Source organism: Granulicella mallensis, from assembly GCF_014203225.1.
Classification (GTDB): Bacteria; Acidobacteriota; Terriglobia; order Terriglobales; family Acidobacteriaceae; genus Granulicella; species Granulicella mallensis_A.
Genome location: NZ_JACHIO010000013.1, coordinates 1 through 22,083, shown reverse-complemented (window position 1 = coordinate 22,083; position 22,083 = coordinate 1). Strand labels below are relative to the sequence as shown.

20 protein-coding genes are annotated in these 22,083 nt (G+C 61.3%); 17 read left to right on the top strand and 3 right to left on the bottom strand.

What is annotated here, in order from left to right; translation table 11 throughout:
• Positions 1-88 precede the first annotated feature (88 nt).
• Entirely contained in the window at positions 89-721 is a 633-nt protein-coding gene (pncA, locus tag HDF15_RS15380) for a bifunctional nicotinamidase/pyrazinamidase (RefSeq protein ID WP_184257068.1), read from the top strand.
• A gap of 35 nt (positions 722-756) precedes the next feature.
• Complete coding sequence (locus HDF15_RS15375) at positions 757-1,071, top strand: hypothetical protein (RefSeq protein WP_184257066.1); 315 nt, start codon at positions 757-759, stop codon at positions 1,069-1,071.
• Between the two features lie 344 nt (positions 1,072-1,415).
• On the opposite strand, the gene HDF15_RS15370 is transcribed toward HDF15_RS15375, so the two are convergent.
• On the bottom strand, positions 1,416-2,033 hold the full coding sequence (locus HDF15_RS15370; RefSeq protein WP_184257064.1) for an HD domain-containing protein: 618 nt from the start codon (positions 2,031-2,033) through the stop codon (positions 1,416-1,418).
• 385 nt (positions 2,034-2,418) lie between these two features.
• Between HDF15_RS15370 and HDF15_RS15365 the strand changes: the two genes are divergently transcribed.
• Complete coding sequence (locus HDF15_RS15365; RefSeq protein ID WP_260331113.1) at positions 2,419-2,994, top strand: helix-turn-helix domain-containing protein; 576 nt, start codon at positions 2,419-2,421, stop codon at positions 2,992-2,994.
• Between the two features lie 185 nt (positions 2,995-3,179).
• Positions 3,180-4,094, top strand: coding sequence for a polyprenyl diphosphate synthase (uppS, locus tag HDF15_RS15360; RefSeq protein WP_184257062.1), 915 nt, complete (start codon positions 3,180-3,182; stop codon positions 4,092-4,094).
• A 16-nt stretch (positions 4,095-4,110) separates the two neighbouring features.
• On the opposite strand, the gene HDF15_RS15355 is transcribed toward uppS, so the two are convergent.
• Positions 4,111-4,602, bottom strand: coding sequence for a DinB family protein (locus HDF15_RS15355; protein WP_184257060.1), 492 nt, complete (start codon positions 4,600-4,602; stop codon positions 4,111-4,113).
• A 675-nt stretch (positions 4,603-5,277) separates the two neighbouring features.
• On the opposite strand from HDF15_RS15355, the gene HDF15_RS15350 reads away from it, so the two are divergent.
• The 6 genes from HDF15_RS15350 (at position 5,278) to HDF15_RS26465 (ending at position 11,251) form a co-directional block, all read left to right on the top strand.
• Positions 5,278-6,063, top strand: coding sequence for a hypothetical protein (locus HDF15_RS15350; protein WP_184257058.1), 786 nt, complete (start codon positions 5,278-5,280; stop codon positions 6,061-6,063).
• A 373-nt stretch (positions 6,064-6,436) separates the two neighbouring features.
• Positions 6,437-7,282 (top strand): phosphatidate cytidylyltransferase, encoded by an 846-nt coding sequence (locus HDF15_RS15345; protein WP_184257056.1) that lies wholly within the window; start codon positions 6,437-6,439, stop codon positions 7,280-7,282.
• Between the two features lie 549 nt (positions 7,283-7,831).
• A complete protein-coding gene (locus HDF15_RS15340) occupies positions 7,832-8,989 on the top strand; it encodes a 1-deoxy-D-xylulose-5-phosphate reductoisomerase (protein ID WP_184257331.1) in 1,158 nt (385 codons plus the stop codon).
• A 114-nt stretch (positions 8,990-9,103) separates the two neighbouring features.
• Positions 9,104-10,459 (top strand): RIP metalloprotease RseP, encoded by a 1,356-nt coding sequence (gene rseP / locus HDF15_RS15335; RefSeq protein WP_184257054.1) that lies wholly within the window; start codon positions 9,104-9,106, stop codon positions 10,457-10,459.
• Between the two features lie 244 nt (positions 10,460-10,703).
• Positions 10,704-10,955, top strand: a complete 252-nt coding sequence (locus HDF15_RS15330) for a CopG family ribbon-helix-helix protein (protein ID WP_184257052.1) — start codon at positions 10,704-10,706, stop codon at positions 10,953-10,955.
• Between the two features lie 107 nt (positions 10,956-11,062).
• Positions 11,063-11,251, top strand: a complete 189-nt coding sequence (locus HDF15_RS26465; RefSeq protein ID WP_184257329.1) for a type II toxin-antitoxin system RelE/ParE family toxin — start codon at positions 11,063-11,065, stop codon at positions 11,249-11,251.
• A 3-nt stretch (positions 11,252-11,254) separates the two neighbouring features.
• Here the strand turns inward: HDF15_RS26465 and HDF15_RS15320 are convergent, their stop codons facing one another.
• Positions 11,255-12,253, bottom strand: coding sequence for a phosphoesterase (locus HDF15_RS15320; protein WP_184257050.1), 999 nt, complete (start codon positions 12,251-12,253; stop codon positions 11,255-11,257).
• A gap of 144 nt (positions 12,254-12,397) precedes the next feature.
• On the opposite strand from HDF15_RS15320, the gene HDF15_RS15315 reads away from it, so the two are divergent.
• The 7 genes from HDF15_RS15315 (at position 12,398) to HDF15_RS15285 (ending at position 21,403) form a co-directional block, all read left to right on the top strand.
• Complete coding sequence (locus HDF15_RS15315) at positions 12,398-13,501, top strand: CPBP family intramembrane glutamic endopeptidase (protein WP_221314448.1); 1,104 nt, start codon at positions 12,398-12,400, stop codon at positions 13,499-13,501.
• 14 nt (positions 13,502-13,515) lie between these two features.
• Positions 13,516-16,491 (top strand): penicillin acylase family protein, encoded by a 2,976-nt coding sequence (locus HDF15_RS15310; protein ID WP_184257048.1) that lies wholly within the window; start codon positions 13,516-13,518, stop codon positions 16,489-16,491.
• 107 nt (positions 16,492-16,598) lie between these two features.
• Positions 16,599-18,374 (top strand): hypothetical protein, encoded by a 1,776-nt coding sequence (locus tag HDF15_RS15305; RefSeq protein WP_184257046.1) that lies wholly within the window; start codon positions 16,599-16,601, stop codon positions 18,372-18,374.
• Complete coding sequence (locus tag HDF15_RS15300) at positions 18,371-19,345, top strand: polyprenyl synthetase family protein (RefSeq protein ID WP_184257043.1); 975 nt, start codon at positions 18,371-18,373, stop codon at positions 19,343-19,345. Before HDF15_RS15305 ends, HDF15_RS15300 begins: the two co-directional genes overlap by 4 nt.
• Positions 19,346-19,550: 205 nt before the next feature.
• The gene (locus HDF15_RS15295) at positions 19,551-19,961 is read left to right on the top strand and encodes a hypothetical protein (RefSeq protein WP_184257041.1); all 411 of its coding nucleotides are present in this window, start codon (positions 19,551-19,553) and stop codon (positions 19,959-19,961) included.
• Positions 19,958-20,272 (top strand): DUF59 domain-containing protein, encoded by a 315-nt coding sequence (locus HDF15_RS15290; protein WP_184257039.1) that lies wholly within the window; start codon positions 19,958-19,960, stop codon positions 20,270-20,272. Before HDF15_RS15295 ends, HDF15_RS15290 begins: the two co-directional genes overlap by 4 nt.
• 405 nt (positions 20,273-20,677) lie before the next feature.
• On the top strand, positions 20,678-21,403 hold the full coding sequence (locus HDF15_RS15285) for a class I SAM-dependent methyltransferase (protein WP_184257037.1): 726 nt from the start codon (positions 20,678-20,680) through the stop codon (positions 21,401-21,403).
• Positions 21,404-22,083 lie beyond the last annotated feature (680 nt).

Below are 22,083 nucleotides of genomic sequence, written 5' to 3'. Positions count from 1 at the left end.
CCATCCCAAGCACTCGTCCGCAGAACTCGCAAGGATAGCACCCCCAACGGGAGTGCATCGCAGGCGTTCCTGTTCGTACAATCGTTCCATGAGCCTCGCCCTCCGCCCCACCGACGCGCTCCTCGTGATCGACATGCAGCTCGACTTCCTGCCCGGCGGACCCCTGGCCGTCCAGGACGGCGACGCCATCATTCCCGGCATCAATGCGCTGTCCGCAAAGTTCGACCACGTCATCCTCACGCAGGACTGGCATCCGGCAGGCCACATCTCCTTCGCCAGCACGCACGGCAAACAACCCTACGAAACGGTAGAGACACCCTACGGCACCCAGACCCTCTGGCCCGACCACTGCCTCCAGGGCTCGCGCGGCGCGGAGATCCACCCCGATCTCGCGATCCCCCACACCGAACTCATCCTGCGAAAAGGGTTCCGCAAGGACATCGACAGCTACTCCGCCTTCACCGAAAACGATGGCGCTACACCCACCGGCCTCGCAGGCTACCTGCGCGAGCGTGGACTGAAGCGGCTCTTCTTCGCCGGCCTCGCCTACGACTTCTGCGTTGGCTTCTCTGCGCTGGCTGCGGCCAGACTCGGCTTCGAGGCTCTCGTCGTCGAAGACCTCAGCCGAGCGGTCGGCCTGCCCGGCACGATCGACGCCGCCAACCAGGCCTTCGCCAGCCTGAGCATTCAGCGCCTCGCGTCCTCGACGCTACTGTCTTGAAGCCTCAATCCACGACCGAAGCGTGGCCGGAGGCAATGGCCACCGTCACCGCCTGCAAGTACGAATTCGGCGCAGGGCGCGCCCTCGCGTTTGGAGTGCCAACCACCAAGCACTTCCTCATCTCGTTCAACTACTGGGCCAACGGCGAGATCCACACGGGCGAGTACACCTCAAAGACAGCGGTTCCACAGGGCACACTCTTCCCCCTCCACTACAACCCGGAAGCCCCGCACGAACACAGTAAATCCGGTTCCGTGCCTCTCGCACGTAATCCCGTGATCGCTATCGGGATTATTGGCTCCATCATCCTCTCGTTGGCCTGGCTCGCCATCCTGCGGGGTTGTCGATAGTGGGACGAGGCTTTAGTTCGTTGAATGTCTGATGGCCCGTTCAACACAGCGCGTAGCGCTAACCGTGACGCTTTAGCGTCGCGGGACGGAGGGTAAGGGAGGCAATCGCCTTTAGGCTACGGAATAAGGACCAGGCAAGAATCGGGCTTTAGCCCCGGGCCTTTTGTTCGCAGCCGAAAGAAGGCCCAGGCCTAAAGGCCATATTTTGCCTAAACCAGAATTCCGTAGCCTAAAGGCGATTGCCTCCCTTACCCTCCGTCTCCCTGATGATGAAACGTCAGGAAACTCGCTTCGCGCTGTCGTAGACAAGCCGTCATGATTCAAAGGACTTAAGACTCAGGGCCCTAACCTTCCGACGCAACTCCCACCAGCCCCAAAGCTCCCGCCTGCTCTTGCATCGCACGAAGACAGTTCCCAATATGCTCCTCTACGGGAAGTCCTAACAGCTCCGCGCCATGCGTAATGTCTTCACGCTTCACGGCCCGGGCGAACCCTTTGTCCTTCATCTTCTTCCGCACCCCTGCCACCTCGACATCGGCAATCGACTTCGTCGGCTTCACCAGCGCGCAGGCGGTCAAAAAACCAGCCAGTTCATCGCACGCAAACAACGCACGATCCAGATGCGTCTCCGGCAGCAGTCCCGAGTAGTCTGCATGGGCCAGGATCGCGTACAGCATCTCCTCCGGCCAGCCCTGCTCGCGCAGGAACTTTACCCCAACAAAAGGATGCTCCTCCGGCGTCGGGTGCCTGTCGTAGTCAAAGTCGTGCAGCAGACCAGCACAGCGATACTGCTCCGCAAACCGTGCTGCCGCCTCACCCTCAAGCTCCAGCCGAGCCGCCTCGCGAACCCCATAGGACTCCGTACAGCAAGCCACCGCCAATCCATGCTTGACCAGCGACTCGCTCGCCGTCCACTCCCGCAGCAACGCCTCTGCGCGCTCCGCTGTAAACTCTTCGTTCATTCCAAAACCCCTTGAGCGATTTCTGCCGCCAGCAACGCTCTTGCTGTTGCCTGCTTTTCGTCGTCATCCTGAAGCGTAGCTGAAGGACCCCCGCATTTCGAAGTGGCACCAAAGCCGGGGGTGCTTCGTCATTCGGCGTGAGATGCGGTGAAACAAGCAATAGCCGCCTCTAACCTTCACAACTGCCATGTTTCCTGTTCGCTGTTTCCTACTTCCTGTTAACTACCTTGGTTCTCTTCCCTCTTTTTTCATTTTTCTTAGGAGTATCTTCGGCAGTACCCCTTGACTCTTTCGGCACCTGGTGTCAATCTAGGCACATCGCTCGCTTCTTATCGGACGTGAGCGTACGGTGCCCGCTCTGGCAGCCGTCCGCAACAGACAATTTATGGCAACCATGATGGCGCCTATCAGCGCAATGGAGGCTCAGCCCCAGGCTGTGTCATCCACTGAGCGTGAGGTCCTTCGTTGTGACCACTGCAAGCTGGTGCAATTCCGCACCTCTGCAGACACCTGCCGACGCTGCAAAAAGTCTTTGCTGCCGGAGCTTCCCACAGTTCAACCCGCGATCTCCCTGGTTCCTGAGCCTGCGCCCAAGTCCGCCGAGGGTGGTCTTCAGGTAGCCAGCGCCGTGCGCGATCTGCGCCACGTTCGCAATCTCTCGCAGCGCCAGCTGGCTGCGCGTATGAACGTGCCGCGTACCTACATCTCGAAGATCGAGAACGGCAAGGCCATGCCGACGCTGTCCTCCCTCGACCGCCTCGCCCGGGCGCTCCAGGTGGACATCTCAGCCCTGCTGCGCGATGCTCCCACCCGCCACCAGGACGAGACCGCCGTACTCATGGCCGATCCCTTCCTGGCCGAGATCGCCAAGTACTCTGCTCACTTGAACTCGACGCAGAAGTCGATCTTCCTCAACCATGTCCGCGAGATAGCTCAGGGCCGCACGCGCCGTACGGCGTAGGCCCCTCGCCTCTCCGCAAGACCTCCTTCCGGCGCCGCATCTCCCGTTCTTACGAACGAAGGGTGCGGCGCTTCTCCAATTCTGAAGGTCCTGTCAGAAATCAATTTGAAAACTGACGCACTTATCCTTCATCCCCCTGTTCCCTAATCCCCTTCTTTCAGCTAACCTCATCAGAGCGAGTCCTTGTGCGCGAATCATCCTCCAGCCGCGTCTACCAACGTTCCAATCGTGTCCACGAACTGACGTGTGAAGAACGCGCAGTCTACGACATGCTTGAGCCCAGCCGTATCCCGCAGCATGTTGCCATCATCATGGATGGCAACGGCCGCTGGGCCGGCAAGCGCGCCCTCAAGCGTTTCCTCGGCCATCAGCAGGGTGCGGAGTCCGTACAGCACGTCGTTGAGACTGCCTCGCGCATCGACCTCCCGTGGCTCACGCTCTACGCCTTTTCACTGGAAAACAATCTGCGCCGGCCGAAGTCCGAGGTCAGCTTCCTGATGAAGCTGCTCAAGAGCTATCTCGTCTCCAACGTGAAGCGGATGAACGACAACAACGTCCGCATGGCCTACATCGGCCGCACCTGCGAGCTGCCTGCCGACGTGCAGGACACGATGCAGTGGGCCGCCGAGCAGACCGCCAAAAATACCGGCACCACGCTGACTCTCGCCCTCAACTACGGGGCCCGGTCCGAGATCGTCGACTCCGCCCGCAGCATCGTTCACGCGATGATCGCCGAAGCCGCGAAGCGCGGCGTCTCGCTGGAGGACATGCTCGCAGCCGAGGGTGTCGACGACGCCATCAAGGCGCGCATCGATGAGCCGCAGCTTTCGGCCAACCTCTACACCGGCCACATGCCCGATCCCGACCTGCTCATCCGCACCAGCGGCGAGCAGCGCATCTCGAACTTCCTGCTATGGCAGATCGCCTATGCGGAGATCTTCGTCACCGAGCGCCTCTGGCCCGACTTCCGCGGCCTGCACCTGCTTGAAGCCATCGCCGATTACCAGCAGCGCGAGCGCCGCTTCGGAGGCCTCGGCGAATCGAGCGACGAAGACCTGAGCGATGTGCTCCCTACCGAAGCCGAGCTTGCACCCCGGTAGGGTCTCCTGCCACTAGTTACTTCGCCAGAACAGTCTGTCCAAGGTGATAGGCGAGATGGTTGGTCCGTCCCAATAAGATCGCGAAGCGATTGCGATGGGGCTCCTTCACGAAGTCTTCTTCCGAAACAGAAGCATGGCGCTCCAGCCACTCCGCCGCCGAGAGCTTCGCCAGCTCCACCTGCAAACGTTCGTGCACCACAACCCACGCAGCTTTCAGCTCCTCCGCCGAGGCAATCGGAGTGACAGCCCGATCGGAGCTTTTGAGGAACATCGCGTCGTACTCCGGATGCAGTCTTTCCCCGAGACGCAGAGTCGCGTACATGGTGTCGCTTACAGCCAACAGATGGCCGAACAGATAGATCAGGCGGTTCTTCCCCGGAGCCACTTCCCGCTCCAGCACCTCGTCCGAGGCTCCTCCAAATAACTTGCTGGCCCGGTCAACGCCGGTCTGCCACTGTTTCAAGGCTGCGTCGACCAGTAGTTTCTCGTTCGAAACCTGAGTTTCCATCGTTGCGATATTCCCTTCAGTTTTAGATCTGGATGTGCCACACAAGAGATGAGACCCAGCACTCAAACGGTTCACTCTTTGCGCAGCGACACAAAGACTCAAGTCTGCCGCCTAAGATCTGTCATCAAAGTTGTTATTGAAGACTCAGATTGAACAGTGCAAACAACATCCCGTGGCAAAAACCCGGAAGGGCACGGTTTCAACCGTGCCGTAAAGATGGGGCACAACCCCTTTCCACTCTGCCGAAGGCCGGAGTGAAGGCGTAGCCGCAGCGACTGAATTGCTTTCCTTCGTGCGGTCTAGATGGCACAGGGACAACCGAGACGCATTCGTAGATGTAACCACCCGTTTAGCTGCAACCAAAGAAGGCAATTCAGTCGTTACACTCGCGGGCTTCACTCCAGCCTTCGGCAGAGCGGTACTGTCCCTCAATCCAGCCCTTGCGGCAGGGTTGAAACCCTGCCCTTCCGATCTCTGCCTCAACGAACTATTTGCACGGCCCCATTGTCGTCTCGAAGAACAGTCTGATGACAGCCCCAAAGCCATCCAAAATATTCTTTTACTTCACCGCAACAAAATAATTCCCGAAAGCCGCGCATCTTCTTCAATGATTTCCCGTTAGCTCCCATCAGGTGGGCAGGCACGTTTCTCGCCGCCGAACCAGAGGGTCGTCTCATGAAGAACGCACTCCGCAGCATCGCCGCAGTCCTTTCGTTTGCCACTCTGTTCAACCAATTCGCCCATGCAGCCAGAATGCAAAACTCAACCGCTGCGCCTGACACCACAGCTCAATCCGCTCCCATTGAACAATCTTCGCCAATCCCTCCGCCACCTGGGTCCACTGTTCCCGTGCAACAGATCGTCTCGGCCCACACGGTATTTCTAACCAACTCCGGATCCGATCCCAACTTCCCCATCGACCCCACCACCAGCTACAACGACGTCTCTACCGCGTTGCAGGCCTGGGGCCGCTTTCAGCTTGTCAACTCCCCTGAGCAGGCCGACCTCATCTTCCAACTCCGCGGCGTTGCTCCCATCACTGATGTCACCGGAGGTCGCGGCGGCGTCTATTCGATCACCAGCCCGGCCTTTCAGCTCACTCTTGTCGATCCCAAAACAAACGTAGCTCTGTGGACGATCACCTCCCCCGTCAATCTCGCCGGCGGGGGGCAGGTCCTTGAACGCTGGACGTCGCTCTCCATTACCAACCTGATCAGCCGCATCAAGGTCCTCAGCAACGAGCCCCTCTCCGATGTCGAAGCAGCGAACCTCACCACGGCTCCTCCAGACCATCGTCGCAGGACCTTTTTGATCCTTGGAGGTGTCATCCTCGGTGCAGGCCTAGTCGGAGCGGTCGTCATTCATCACGAGTTTGAAAACTCTCTCTCAAGCCAGAAGGCCTCACAAGACCAGTTCTGCCAGGCACATAACATTCCCCTCTCTATGTGTGCCGGCGGCTAGGGTATGTCATCCGACTGCGCGAAGCGCACACCGTGACGCTTTAGCGTCGCGGGACGGAGGGAGCCGTGGCCTTTAGGCCACGGAATTCAGGCCCTACGAGAATTGGCCTTTAGGCCCGGGCCTTCTTTCGGCTGCGGACAAAAAGCCCGGGGCTAAAGCCCAATTTTGCCTGGCCCCTTTTCCGTAGCCTAAAGGCTACGGCTCCCTCCGTTCCCCCCCCGATGCTGAAGCATCGGGGAACGCGCTTCGCGCAATCGAATGACACACCCCGCTCTATCCCCTATCCACCGCGAAACAGCACCATCGCAGGGATGGCGTTTTTGCTGGCGATTCGATTCGCCATGCCCCCTCCATGTATCCTCAACCAGACCACATGAAGCGTATTCTCACCGCAATCGTTCTTATCGCTCTGGTCATCGCGCTTGTCTTCTTCGGCAAGCCCTGGATGATCACCGTATGCTCCGCCGTCGTCGCCGGACTAGCCGCCCTGGAGTTCCGAAGCCTCGCCGCCGCCGGCGACAGCCCTGTGCCGCTCTGGTGGACCCTCGGCTCCATCGCCCTGTTCTTTCTGGCGACCTTCCTGCGTCCGCAGGACACCATCGTCGCCGTCGCGTTCGCCACCCTGGTGCTCTTCACCTGGAACGCCCTGCGTTCGCCGCTCAACCGCGTGCTCTCCGAGACCGCCGCAGGCCTGCTGATGCTGGTCTATATCGCCTATCCGCTGACCCTGATCCCTCAGATCTGGAACACGGTCAACGGCACAGCGCTGCTGCTCTTCCTCTTCCTCTGTGTCTGGTCGGGAGACATCGCCGCGCTGTACGTCGGCAAAAACTTCGGCCGCAGCAAGCTCGCCCCGCAACTTTCGCCCAACAAGACCTGGGCAGGCGCGCTGGCCTCGGTCGCCGCCAGCGTGCTCTTCGGCATGGGCCTCGTCCTCGGGGGCGACTGGCTCGCCGCACATGGTTCCAACTTCACCAAGCTGCACACCACCGAACCGTGGTGGGAGTTCCTGCTGCTGGCGATCCTGCTGAACGTCGCCGCGCAGTTCGGCGACCTCCTGGAGTCAGCCCTGAAGCGCGGCGCTAACGTAAAGGATTCAGGCACTTTGCTGCCCGGCCACGGCGGCATCCTCGACCGCATCGACGCACTGCTCGTCGCAGCCCCGGTACTGTGGTTTGTCCTGGTAATCCGGGAATTCTTCTCCCCGGGAAGCTTCTAAGCCTCGTTGTATCCTCGACTCATGGCGTTCTGGAAGATCATGTACCGTGACCTTGGCCTGCCAATCGACCCCTATGGCATTTGAGAACGAAGAGGGTTTACCTTGGACCGCATCGATCCATGCCAGATGGATTGTCCTGATCGTTGCCCTTAGCTCCGGTACTGCTCTCATTGCTTTGGGCATTTATCTATCCCTCTGGATTCGCAGCAAAGGCCGTTCGCTTGCACCTTTGATAGCTTTCTCGCTCACCGCCCTCTGCGCCCTGTTGGATGTTGCAATAATCCACTGGGAACCGAGGTCCCAGTGGGGGGATTACCTCGGGATGATTGATTCATTACTCTTCCTTGTCGCACCCTTCCTGCTTCGGCACGAGATACAGGTGCATTTCCGGGAAACCGAAGGTTGGGAGCCCAACATCAGCCCCTTCTTTACGTTTTTGCTTTCGGCGCTTTACATCAACTACCGCCTCAACCCAATCAGCCTCGCTCAAGAGAACCCCTTGACCACGCTGAATCTCTCCAATCCCACCAATTCTGCGAAAATAGACTAGTGAAAAAGATCGCTCTTCTCGGCTCGACCGGCTCCATCGGCCAAAGCACCCTCAGCATCTGCGAGTCCCACCCGGACCGCTTCCATCCCATCGCCCTCGCCGCCGGATCGAACCTCGAAGTGGCCTTCGCTCAGTGCCAGCGCTGGCGGCCCCAGGTCGTCTCCATCGCCACCGAAGCGCTGGCCGATGAGCTCTCCGCGCGCCTCAAGGCCACTGGAATCAACGGCATCGAAGTCGTCTACGGCACAGCCGGAACCGTCCGCGTGGCGACGCTGCCCGAGGCCGACTTCGTCGTCTCGGCCATCGTCGGCGTCGCGGGGCTCGAAGCCACCTATGCGGCTGTGCTCGCCGGCAAGACCGTCGGACTGGCCAACAAGGAGTGCCTCGTCGCCGCCGGAGACCTCATCCTCGCCGCCGCCCGTGAGCACAGCGTCGACCTGCTGCCCATCGACTCCGAGCACAACGCTATCCACCAATGCCTGCGCGGAGGCTCGGCCAGCGAGGTTAAGCAGATCTGGCTCACCGCCTCGGGCGGCCCGTTCCGCAACACACCGCTCGCGGACTTCGAGCACATCACGCCCGCCCAGGCGCTCAAGCATCCCACCTGGGTCATGGGCCAGCGCATCACCATCGACTCCGCGACGATGCTCAACAAGGGCCTCGAGATCATCGAAGCCTGCCGCCTCTTCAACCTGCCGCCCGCCCAGGTGCGCGTCACCGTGCATCCGCAGTCGACGATCCACTCCCTCGTCGAGTACGTGGACGGCTCCATCCTCGCGCAGATCTCGGTCACCGACATGCGCCTGCCGATCCTCTACGCCCTCGCCTGGCCGGAGCGCGTGCCAAGCGACCTGACCTTCGACATGGCCGCCCTGTCACACCTCGACTTCCAGCAGCCCGACTTCGAGCGCTTCCCCTGCCTGCGCCTCGCCTATGAGGCCGCAGCCGCCTCGCAGAACCATTGCATCGCCCTGAACGCCGCCGACGAGATCGCGGTCGAGGCCTTCCTGGCCGGGAAGCTGCCGTTTCTGGGCATCCCACGTACAATCGAACAAGTGCTCGCGCTCACCACCAGCGGTTCTCCAGCGTCCATCCCTGAGGTGCTCGCCGCGGATCGCGCTGCACGCGAACTTGCAAGAGAGCTCGTCGCCCGGTAAATCTGCCATTCTGTCCCCTTGGTGAAGCGCCTGGGGTACAGATTCGCTTTTGTCCTTCTTGCTGTCATTCCCGCGGGGAAACTGCTTCCCTCGCTAAGGTCACCCACACTTCTCATGCACATTCTTTCCGTCATCGTCGAATTTGCCATCGTCCTCGGCATTATGGTGCTCGTCCACGAGTTCGGCCACTTCGCCGTCGCCAAGCTCTGCGGCGTGCGCGTAGAGGCCTTCTCGATCGGCTTCGGTCCCCGCCTCTTCGGCGTGCGGCACAACGGCACCGACTACAAGGTCTGCCTGCTGCCTCTGGGCGGCTACGTCAAGATGGCGGGCGAGTACAACGGCGACCCCAACGTAACCACCACCGGTGCCCCCGACGAGTTCACCTCGAAGACCCGCTGGCAGCGCATCCTCATCGCGCTCGCAGGCCCCTTCGCCAACTTCGTCCTGTCGTTCTTCCTGCTCGCCATGGTGGCCCACTATCACCACGAGACGGACCAGTACCTGAACGGCCCCGCTGTCGTCGACTACGTTCCCCTGAACACTCCCGCGGCACATAGCGGCCTTACCACCGGGGACACGATCGTAGGCTTCAACAACGTCAGCAACCCGACCTGGGAGCAGATTCTCGAAGAAGTCGAGGTCAATCTCAGCAATCACGCTATCCCGTTCAAGTTCCTGCACAACGGCAGCACGGTCTCAGCGAGTCTCGACGTTGCCAGCGTCAACAATGGCGATTTCTCGCCCGACAAACTAGGCCTGATCCCGCGCATGCAGGTTGGCCCGCTGGGCATGCAGCATATCTCTGCCGGATCACCTGCCGAACGCGCGGGTCTTGTAGACGGCGACGCCCTCGCGCGCGTCGATTCTGTTGAGATCCACTCCGTCCAAACGCTGCTCGCCTACCTGAAAGACCGTAACGGCGCCCCTGCGACCCTGCTCGTGGTTCACAAGGGCCAGACGCGGACCGTACAGCTTCAGCCCGAATGGCGCGATAACGGCATTGGCAGCATGAGCTTCCAGGTCGGATTCAAACCGCTCCCCGTTCCTACAGATGTGGAGCAACTCCCCCTGGGCAGCTCCCTCAAGCAGTCGCTGATCGATAACGGCAAAGATTCGACCCTGATCCTGCGCGTCCTCAAGGGCCTGTTCACAAGGCACGTCTCGGTGAAGCAGATGAGCGGCCCGGTCGGCATCGCACAGCAGATCGATATCGCCACACAGATGGGGCCCTGGTCCGTGGTGCAGTTGATGAGCGCGATCTCGCTCAACCTCGGCATCATGAACCTGCTGCCGTTCCCCATTCTTGACGGCGGCATGATCCTCTTCCTGATTATCGAAAGCATCATGCGGCGCGATGTCGACATGGCCATCAAGGAACGCGTCTACCAGGTCGCGTTCGTCTGCATCATCCTCTTCGCCTGCTTCGTGATGTTCAACGACATCACGAAGCTGCATTTCGGCAAGCCATAGGCGAAGCACAGAACCGCGACACCTATTCGGCAAGCACAGTCTAGAGAATCGCCCCAAAGCCAAGCCCCAAAGGGGCGACATATCCCAGCCCAGGGCGTAGCCCTGGGTTACGAACCCAATAAAAACTCTGAGGGCTGAAGGCCCGACCTATCGGCAGCACAACCAATAGATCGGGCCTTCAGCCCTCAGAGTTTTCGCAGGACAAGTCCTTACACGAGACCTTCAGCAGAACTATTCTGTCCTCATGAGCCTTCAGACCGTCACTTTTAAAGTCTCCGAAGAGTCCATCGCGGCGATCGATGAGATCGCGGCGAGCCGTCAGGTTGACCGCACGGAAATCCTACGTGATGCTCTATCCATGTATCTGGCGGACCACGAAGACCTGCTCGCAGACCTCGAAGAAGCTGATCGGCAGATTGAAGCTGGCGACTTCGTTACGCATGAAGAGATCGTTGCTCGCTACGAAGCGCGCCTACGCGGGGCGAAAGCCGCGTAATGCAAATTCGCTGGTCCCGGCGTGCTTCCGATGAATTAGACATTCTCTGCAACTATCTAGCCCTAGCCGCAGAGAATGCTCAGGCTGCAGTTCGCTAGCTCCATCTAATCCTTGACGCGGTCAAACAACTCGGCAAATTTCCTATCTCTGGAAGGCTTGGCAATGTACAGCGTACCCGGGAGTTGGTCGTGCCCGGAACGCCGTACATCATCTATTACCGCCGTACTGAGATAGTCGTGAAACTACTCTCCATTCGGCACGGTGCCATGCGCAAGCCGCGTCGCTTCCGGGAGTAGCAACTACCCCCGCCCCCGCAACTCCGCCACAATCTCCGCCGCAGCCTCACGCGCTTCCTCTTCCTTCTCCACCGGAAAGCTGATCGCACCGACGCGCGCGTGCCCGCCACCGCCATACCGCTCGCAGATCGCCGCGAGATTCACCAACTCACTCGCAGGCTTCGGCGTCCAGGGATTCGTGCCGACAGAGACCTTCGTCCTGAAGCTCGACTTCGACAACCCGACGTTATACGTCCCCTCTGGATGCAAATAGTAAGGGATGAACTTGTTGTAGCCCTCGGTAGGCTGGTCGGTAATGTCGAAGGTGATTACGCCGCCCTCACACTGCGCTCGCTGGCGGATGAGCTCCAGCCCCGCCCAGTGCCGCTCCATCAGCGGCCCCAGCAGCTCCTGCACGAACGGCTGATCGAGCACCTGCTGCAACGGCATGGCCGTCAGCAAAGGGATAATGCGCTGCACCAGCGCACTCTCCTGCGCACTCTCGATCACCATCGTGAGCTTCATCGCGGGCGCGGCCATCTCCACGGCAGCCTGTGCACTCTCATACTTCGCGCCATCCACGATATCGGCCCAGTGGATCAGCTCAGCCAGGGGAGAGATGTCCATGCCAAACTTTGTGCTGGCAATATGCGCGATCCAGCTCGCGCAGCTCGTGTAGTTCGGATCGAAGAACTGCCGTCTCGCCAGCGGCCCCGGCGTGCCGTCGGGATTCGTCTGTCCCCGGTAGAAGTTCGCTTCGTCCTCCGGCAAGAGAAACGCCGAGAGATGATGATCGAACCACCACGAGACGCGCGGCGAGGGCGAATACTTGAAGTCCACGATCGCGTTTTCGCCTTCCGTCGCGAACCAGCTCTCGTCGTACAGCGCACCGGCGCGATGCACCAGACCGTGATAGTCGAAGCTCAACGCCGTGCCGATGCACTCGCGATGAAACCGGGTAAACAGCGAAGCCGAACAGGCTCCATCAAAGCATTTGTCGTGATAAAAAACGCGGCAGTTCAAACGAAAACGACCCTCTGGCACGAGCGGCTCAACAGTGGCTGAGTTCCGTTCAAAATGCCTGTAAGAATACAACCAGCATATCTGAGCTTTCAGGAACTATCGCCTGCATGCCTGCGTATTCTTAGCAACGAAACGGAGATCAACTTGGATAACCCGCAGGAGTTCATGGTTCCATCCCCCCTACCCGACGCACCGATCAGCAGCCCCGTGCCTCCTCCTTCGGAAGGCATCTTTTTTGGCCGCTTTGGCCTGCGTTCCGGCTGGGGCATCGCCATCTTCGTCGTACTCTTTCTCGTCTTCTCTTCGGTGATCAGCATCGCTACACTCGCCGCTACCGGTCGCCTGCAGAAGGCCATCGCGCAGCGCAAGGCTCAGACCACCAGCCAAAAGACCTCGGCCCCCTCCAAACCTGCGACGCAGACCCTTACGCTGGACGAGACCCTCATCAGTGAAAGCCTTGGCCTGGCAGGTGTAGGCCTCGCAACATGGCTTCTTTCGCTCATCGAGCGCCGCCGTTTGGCCGCCTATGGAATCGGCAGCGCTCGCCGTCTCGACTTCTTTGCCGGAGCCTTCTGGGGCCTAGCCGCACTCTCACTGCTGGTCGGCGTCCTGCGAGCAGGCCATCTCCTGGTCTTCGACGCACGCCTGCTCCATGGCTCTGACGTCCCCCTCTACGGCCTGCTCTGGCTATTGGCATTTCTGCTCGTCGGCCTGCTTGAGGAGTACCTCACACGCGGCTATCTCCAGTACACACTCACACGCGGCCTCTTCGGCCTGGCCGAGAAGATCTCATCCACTCACGCCCGCGCCGTCGCCTTCTGGATTGCCGCCGCCATCATGTCGATCCTCTTCGGAGCCGGACACCTGGGCAACAAGGGTGAAACCGCCTGGGGAATCTGCGCGGTCTTTCTCGCCGGCATCACCTTCTGCTACGCGCTCTGGCACACCGGCTCGCTCTGGTGGGCCATTGGCTTCCACATGGCATGGGACTGGGCCCAGAGCTTCCTCTACGGCGTTCCCGATAGCGGCGGCCTCAGCGCGGGACGCCTCTTCCAGACGCATCCCACCGGCACCGTTCTCCTGTCCGGCGGCCCCGACGGCCCTGAAGGCAGCCTCTTCGTCATTCCCACGCTTCTGCTGGTCGTGCTGATTATTCACTTCACCACGCGTGCCGGCACGCAGCCTCCGCTGGAACCAATCCCTGCACCCCACAGCCTTCCACCGGAGACGCACACCCTCATCCCCTAAAATTGGGATAACACATGCCTCTTCTTCCCCCTGACTTACCTACTCCCGGCTCGCCCACTCCTCACGACAGCAACGACACCGGGCAGGCCGAACCTCGTCTCTATACTCGCCAGGACCACACCGGCGAGCCGGCCCCGCATCACGAACGCCCCTCCTCCTTTGCAAAGCTCGCCGAAAGGCTGCGCATTCAGCGCCGTGGAGACTCACAGCGCACCCAGCGCCGCCTCTCTCTGCGCAGAGTTGCCATCGTGCTCTGTACCCTGGCAGTCATCGCCCTGCTGGGACTGTTCACAGTCAGTATCTGGCTGCGGCACTCCATGCACGCCGCTCTGCCTCAGATCGACGGCACGCTGCATATCGCAGGCCTTAGCCAGCCGGTCACCATCACGCGCAACGCGCAGGGCGTGCCCTCTATTCAAGCCTCCAGTCTCGACGACCTGCTCTTCGCGCAGGGCTTCGTCACCGCGCAGGATCGCCTGTGGCAGATGGACATGCTGCGCCGCCACGCCGCCGGAGAGCTCGCCGAGGTCCTCGGCTCGAGCCTCGTCGAACACGACCGCACCCAGCGCACGCTGCAGATCCGTGCCGCCGCCGACCGCGCCGTCGCGGCCCTGCCCGCCGACCAGCTCCATCAGCTTGAAGCGTACGCACGCGGCGTAAACGCCTTTCTGGAGCAGAACAGCGACCATCTGCCGGTAGAGTTCCACCTGCTGCACTACACGCCTGCCCAGTGGCAGCCTCGCGACACGCTGCTCGTCTCACTCTCGATGTTCCAGGACCTCGGCACCGAATTTCCGACCAAGATGCGTCGCGAGGCCCTCGCGGCCCACCTGCCTCCGCAGCTTCTGGCTGACCTCTACCCTGTCGGCTCCTGGAGAGATCATCCGCCCTCGCAGCCTGCGCCGGACCTGATAACGCCTAAGCCGGAGATCGAGCAGATTCCACTCGACCGCTCGCAGTCGCTGCTGGCAACACCGCACGACATCCTCCAGGTAGCCCACGAACTTCCCGGCCAGCGCTGCGCAGACTGCCGCTCCGGCTCGAACAACTGGGCAGTCGCCGCATCGCGCTCCGCCTCGGGTGGTGCGCTGGTCTCCAATGACATGCACCTTGGGCTGAGCGTGCCGGACATCTGGTATGAAGCCAGCCTGCACGGGGCCAACCTCGATGTCACAGGCTTCACCCTGCCCGGAGTGCCCTTCATCATCGTGGGCCGCAACGCGCACGTCGCCTGGAGCTTCACCAACCTCGGCGCGGACGTGCAGGATGTTCGCATCGAACATCTCCGCGGCTCCGGCCAGGACACCGAATACCAGCACACCGACGGCACCTGGTCGCCGGTCGCTCACCACAGCGAGATCATTCGCGTAAAGCGTGGCCGCGATATCAAGCTCGATGTGCTCACCACCACGGAGACCGTCGGAAACGTCGAGTACGCGACGCCGATCATCTCTCCGCTATTTCCCACCGAGCGGCGCGCCCTCTCACTGGCCTGGACCATCTACGATCCAGCCAACGTCACCTCGCCCTTCCTCAACATCAACGCCGCAGGCGATGGTGGCTCCCTGGTCGCGGCCTTCGCCAGCTTCGGCGGGCCGTCGCTCAATCTTGTCTACGCCGACGACAACAAACACATCGGCTATCACGCCATAGGCCGCATCCCCGTACGAGGACCTGCGGTGCACTACCAACGCGAGGTCCAGCAGCCCATCCCCGATGGCCCTACTCCTTCCGATGAAGACGACTCGGACTCCGAGACTCCGCAAGCAAGCCTCCTCCTGCCTGAGACCTCGGAACAACCCCATCTTCTCGACACGGCATACCATCCCGTACGCCGCAGGCAGCGCGTCCAGCCTAGCGCTGCAAAGCCCAAACGTGCGCCCCGCCCCAAAGCCGCACCCAGGCTCGACGAGCCACCGATCGCCGCCGCACCAGTGATCGACTACACCATCGGTTCGCCCATCTCGCCCCTGCCCGTAGAGGCCCGAGACACCTCGCAACAGTGGTCGGGCTACATCCCCTACAACGAACTTCCCGCCGTCATCGACCCGCCCAACGGCTTTGTCGCGACAGCCAATGCGCGCATTACGCCGAACGACTACCCCTACGCCATCACCCTCGACTGGGCTGCGCCGTACCGCGTGGAGCGCATCAACAAGCTGCTGGCAGGACGCACCAATCTGACCCCGGCCGATATGCTCGCCATCCAGAACGATGCGCACTCCGAGTTCGATCGTGTCCTCGCTCATCGCGTCGCCTATGCCATCGACCATGCCTCCGCCGCCGCGCTCGCGCATGACACCAAACGCCTGCATCAGACCGCGGATATCCTGCGCTCCTGGAACGGCGAGATCCTGCCCAACGCCGCCGCACCGGCCATCGTGAATGCCACCCGCACCGCATTGTGGTCGGCGCTCCTGTTGCCGCAGATTGCGGCACACGATAAAGCGACCGGACAGAAGGCCCATCCGCAGGACCTGCTCGCCCTCTACGTGTGGGGAGAGCAGGCCGACGCGCTCGAAAATCTGCTTCAGCACACGCCCGCGCGCTGGCTGCCGCCGGGAGTTGCCAACTGGGACGATCTGCTCACGGAGACCGTCGCCCAGGCCCTGCACGATGCCCATGCGCCCTCAAATATCTCGTCCTGGCGCTATGGCACAGTGCATCCTGTCGAGATCGACCATCCTCTCTTCTCCCAATCTCCGTTGTTCGACCGGCTGCTGGGCAGAGCGACGGGATCGGGATCGCACATGACACCGGGCGATGGAACGACCATCCGCGCCATCAGCCGTCACTTCGGCCCCAGCGAACGTTTCACCGCCGACCTCGCCAACCCGGAGACAAACCAGGGCAACATCACCACGGGCGAGTCCGGCAACCCCGCAAGCCCGTGGTATCTCGATCAGTTCGAGCCCTGGTTGAACGGAACCACCTTCGCGCTGCCACTGCACGATACGCAGTCCACTCACACGCTTACGCTTTTGCCTTAGCTAACAAAGAGCTTTAACGCAGCGGTCGCAGAGGTTTCGCGGAGGCCGCCACGAAACTCTCTGCGACCTTTGCGCAACCTCCGCGACCTTTGCGTTAAAGCTGTTGCTTGTTTTCCGCTGTAGCGCGTTACGCTAACAAGATGCGGCGTCACCACATCCTGCTTCCGCTCGCCGCCCTGCTGGCAACTCTGCCACTCCTCCTGCACGGCTGTTCCTGCGGGCACGACTTCGGCTTCCACCTGCAGAGCTGGCTCGAAGCGGCACAGCAGCTTCGCCACGGCACGCTCTATCCGCACTGGGCCTGGACCGCCGCCTACAACGCGGGAGAGCCGCGCTTTGTCTACTATCCGCCGCTGTCCTGGATGCTCGGCGCGCTCCTGACGCTCCTCTTCCCTATCAGCGCAACGCCCGCGATCTACACGTGGATCGCATTCACCGCCGCGGGGTTTGCGATGCACCATCTCGCGCGGCAGTACACCTCGCCGAACGCCGCCCTGCTCGCCGCCGCACTCTACATGGCGAATCCCTACATGCTCTTCAACGCCTTCGAGCGCACAGCCTATGCCGAGCTTCTCGCCGCCGCGTGGATACCGCTGCTCCTGCTGGCCGTCCTGCGGAAACATCCTACCGTGCAAGGAATCGCCATTCCAGTCGCGCTGCTGTGGCTGACCAACGCGCCCGCCGCCGTGATGGCTTGCTACATGCTGGCGCTGCTGGCTGCGGTGCGTCTCATCGCTGCCTATCGCGTTTCCAAGAAGACCTTTTCTCCTAAGCCTTTTCCCCTGCTGCTAACGATAAGCACCGGCACAGTGCTGGGGCTCGCCCTACCCGCGTTTTATCTCGTCCCCGCCGCCTACGAACGCCGCTACGTACAGATCGCCATGGCGATCATCCCGAACATGCGCTTCGAGGACAACTTCCTCTTCGGCCACACCGCGGACGTTCCCCACAACGTCGTTCTACACACGATCAGCCTGCTTGCCGTCGTGCTGTTGCTCTTGACCCTGGGAACTATAGCCGTTCTCCTCTATCGAGCCCCAAAAGCCGGGTGCGCCCAGGAGGCCCGCGCCTCTGCATCACATCAGGAACCTGGAACACCTGGACCGTATCTGGCCCTGCTCACAGTAGTGATCGTCTTCCTGCTCGTCCCAATCTCCACCCCACTCTGGCGATATCTCCCAGACCTCGCCTTCCTGCAATTCCCCTGGCGTCTTCTCACGATTCTCTCCGCCGTACTCGTCTTCGCAATTGCCCTGCTGCTACCTCGCGGAGACAGAAGCCGCAAGCCGATGCTGATCGCAGCGCCGGTATGCGTTCTTGCGCTCTCTCTGCTGGGCATCACCCTCTACCGACAAGCCTGCGAAGCCACAGGCCTCCCCTCCGCCACAGCGGCACTCTTCAGCACCCATCACGGGGTTCCCCCGACGGACGAGTACACCCCGAACGAAGCCGACAACGACGTCCTGCGTAGTAACGATCCCGGCTATTGGCTCACTCCCAACCCTGCGGCCTTCGCTCCCGGCACAATCCCCAACCCCGCTGCCACCGACCCTAACTTCTCCGGCGAGCTTCCAGTCGAACAGACGGTATCGGCCCAGGCGCCACGACATCTCGTCCTGAATCTCGCGCAACCGGAGACGCTCGTCCTCAACCTGCGCGACTTCCCGGACTGGCGTCTCACCCGCAACGGCACAGAGCTTCCAGCGCACCTCCAGCGCGACGACGGACTCCTCGCCATCGCCCTTCCCAGCGGGCCCTCCACGATCGACATCGCCTGGCACTATACCCTCGACCAGCAGCTCGGCATAGCCATCAGCGCCTGTGCCCTGGCCCTGCTGGGACTTACCTTTCTCCGCTCGCGTAAAATCAAAGATTGCCGATGACAACCGACGTTCAATCCCTTCTAAAAACCGGTGCCACAACGACCGACGCCGCACTCGAACACCTGCTGCCCGCGGCCACGGTCGAGCCCCATTCGATTCACCGCGCCATGCGCCACTCCACCTTCGCAGGAGGCAAGCGCCTGCGGCCCATCCTCTGCATGGAGGCCGCACGCTGCGTCGCCGGCACGCTGCCCGCAGGAGCGGCCAACCTTGGCGCAGCCCTCGAGATGGTGCACACCTACTCGCTGATCCACGACGATCTGCCTGCGCTGGACAATGACGACCTGCGCCGCGGCAAGCCGACGTGCCACGTCGTCTTTGGCGAAGCCCTCGCCATCCTCGCTGGCGACGCCCTGCAGACCCTCGCCTTTCAGACCATCGCCCAGCTTCCCGCACCCGCTGCAACGGTCGTTGAGATTCTGCGCGAGTTCTCGTTCGCCATCGGCACCGGTGTCGGCCCCGTTCCCGGCTCACAGATCGCCGCGGACCTGCCCCCCGGCATGATCGGCGGCCAGGTCATGGACATCGAAGGCGAAGGCCACAAACCGACCGCCGAACTCGTCGAACGCATCCACAGAGCCAAGACCGGCGCGCTCATTACCACCTCCATCGTCTGCGGCGGCCTGCTGGGCCTCGGCCACTGCCTCGCAAACGGCGATGCGGCCAAACTCGCCTGCACGGCCGAAGATGCCATCGCGCGTCTCCGCATCTTCGGCGAAAAAGCCGGCCTCGCCTTCCAGATCGTCGACGATGTTCTCGACATGACGCAGTCCTCCGAAGAGCTCGGCAAGACCGCCGGCAAGGACACCGCCACCGACAAGGCCACATGGCCCGCGGTCTTCGGGATCGAGCAGTCGAAGCACGACGCCGCGGAACTCATCGCCGACGCCTTCGCCGCACTCGAGCCGTTTGGCGACGCCGCCACCCCGCTCAAGTCGCTCGCACAGTACCTCGTCGAACGCACGCACTAACGCGTTGCGTTCGCCGTTGCCTCAGCAGTTGCTTTTGCCGTTGTTTGTTTTTCGTCGTCATCCTGAGCCGTACCGGGGTCCCTGGAGAGCGCGCACTTTGCGCTTGCTGGGGTGGTTTGGCGAAGGACCCCCGCATTCGTACCACCTCAAACGCGTGGGTCACGCAGCTTCGATTGCCAGCCGCCACTAAACCGCAGGAGTCTTCATGCGCTTTCACCCCCGCCACTACATCCTGATCATCGTTATCCTCGCGCTCGGAGTCTTCAACTTTTATCGCAGCCGCCACCTGCGCCCGCAACCAGCATCCTCCCAGCCCGGCCTGTCCGTTACGCACACCGTCCCACCCGAAAGTGCTGCCGCATGGAACGCCTTCGACAAGGTTGCCGCTCTCCGCGACGCGCCCGACGCCCAGTTCCAGCCCGCCCTGCAGGCCCTGCAACAACAAATCGAGACAACCCAGCCGCCCTCAGCCGCCGCCGATGTCGACGGCTGCAAGACCTGGCTGATGTTCTATCGCCAGAGCGTCCTCCACCCCTCGTCCGACCCCACCTGGCACACGCGCAGCACGCAGCACCTGAACGCCTGCATGAAGACCCACCAGGACAGCGGCCAGTGACCCAGAACGACCTGGTAGCCGCCTTGCGCGACTGCTACGACCCGCTGCTGCGGCGCAATATCGTAGAGCTGAATCTAGTGCGCTCAGCCACGCTGACGCGCGACGTAGATGCCCCCGGCGCCACCATCCCGGGCGTTCCGCCGCGCTACATCGCCCACGTCGTCCTGACGGCTCCAGGCTCGGACGAGACGGCCAACGCACAACTCATCGCGCAGATTGAAAATCGCCTCGCCGGTCTTCCGGAGATCTCGCACTCTACGGTCAGACTCCTCGCCCCAGCGTTCCCCATCCTGAACACCCGGCGAAACTAGGTTGTTGAAGAATGATGGTCTGTTCAGCACAGCGCGAAGCGCAAACCGTGACGCTTTAGCGTCGCGGGACGGAGGGAGCCGTAGCCTTTAGGCTACGGAATGAGAGCTAGGCAAGAATTGGGCTTCAGCCCCGGGCCTTTTGTTCGCAGCCGAAAGAAGGCCCGGGCCTAAAGGCCACATCTTTGCCAGCCCACTTATTTCGTAGCCTAAAGGCTACGGCTCCCTCCGTCTCCCTGACGCTGAAGCATCAGGGAACGCGCTTCGCGCTATGGGATAACCCCTTGGTTCTTCAACGAACTAAAGACTCACCACACTAGCGAGTCATTACGTAGTTTCCCTCAGAAAAATCTCCCGCCCATTGTTTGCATTGCCCCACACCAGGGCAACGCATCTAGACTTACCGAGATGCCTCGCAAAAAAGCTTCGCCCGTTATCCACCCCTTCGACCAGCTTCACGGCACCGACACCTCCGGTCTGATCCCGGGGACGACCATCGTGCGCGGAACCAACGCCAGGGTCGAAGAGCTGACGGCATACTACGGCGTCGCGCCCAGCATCCTGCACTCCCTGCTCGACCACTGGCTGCAGCACCTGGAACCCAACGCGCCCATCGAAAACACGGTCTTTATGGACATCGGCGCAGGCAAAGGCCGGGCGCTTCTGCTGGCCTCGCAGTATCCGTTTCAGCGGGTCGAAGGTATCGAACTGAACCAGGACCTGGCCGGAATCGCGCAGGCCAATATCGATCTATGGGCCAAGGACCCGCAGGCCGAAGCCCTCGCGCCGATCGCCCTGCACCATGCTGACGCCACGGTCCATCCCCTGCCCGATGCCCCGGTCCTCGCCTTTCTCTTCCACCCGTTCGAGCTCCCGCTCCTGAAGCGGTATGTGGCTCATGTGGAGCAGTCGCTCACCCGGCGCCCCCACGCCTTCGACCTGGCCTATGCCAACGCTGAACACGACTCCCTGCTCGACCGCCATCCTGCCTTTCGCCGGATCTGGATGGGCCGCGTCGCCATGTCGACGGACGACCACATCGCCGACCTGGCCGCCATCGCGGAGCAAAAGGAGTATGGCTCTACCGGCGACGAACTCTGCGCGATCTACCGCTATACTGGCCGGTCTTCTTAGTCCGAAAAAGGCTTGAGAATATAGCATTTTAAGAAAATAACTGACAATAGAAAACTTTCATGGAACTTTTCTCGCGGCTCTGCGTATCAATAAGTGTGAGTTTACTGGGAAAAACAGCAGTGAGCGAGCAAGGGGCTTGTGCGAATAGCGGCTTATTAGTTCGATAAAAATGCATCGAATAGAACAAATCGAGTATCCTATCCGTAGTAGGTCCTGTGAACAGTGATTGGGAGCGCAGCCAAACAAGGGCGAGCCTCCTTCCACCGGGTCCGAAATATTTATGCCAGTGACCGTGACGGCTGGGTCAAGATCCCAGTACCGCCTGCACTGAAGACACACCACGAACAACCCCACTTTTGGGTTCAGCGCCGCCTCCGTGCGCGCTAAGGAGATCCACGCATGTACTACGCCGTTACCGCCACCTTCCTCGCTCTTACCGTCTTCGTTCCTTCCTTCATCGGCCTGCGCGCCCGCAGCAATGCCAACTGGCGCCGGATGTACGAGAGCCAGCAGTAAGAACTAACGAAAGACAAAGCAAAGGCCGCGACAAAATGTCGCGGCCTTTGCTTTGTCTTTCGCCTTTGCTTTTCGTCGTCATCCTTCTATGAAGAGAGGCGTAGTTGTCCAGGGGTATTTTGCGAACAGATTGCGTACAGACTTCTATTCGTGCTCATGGCACA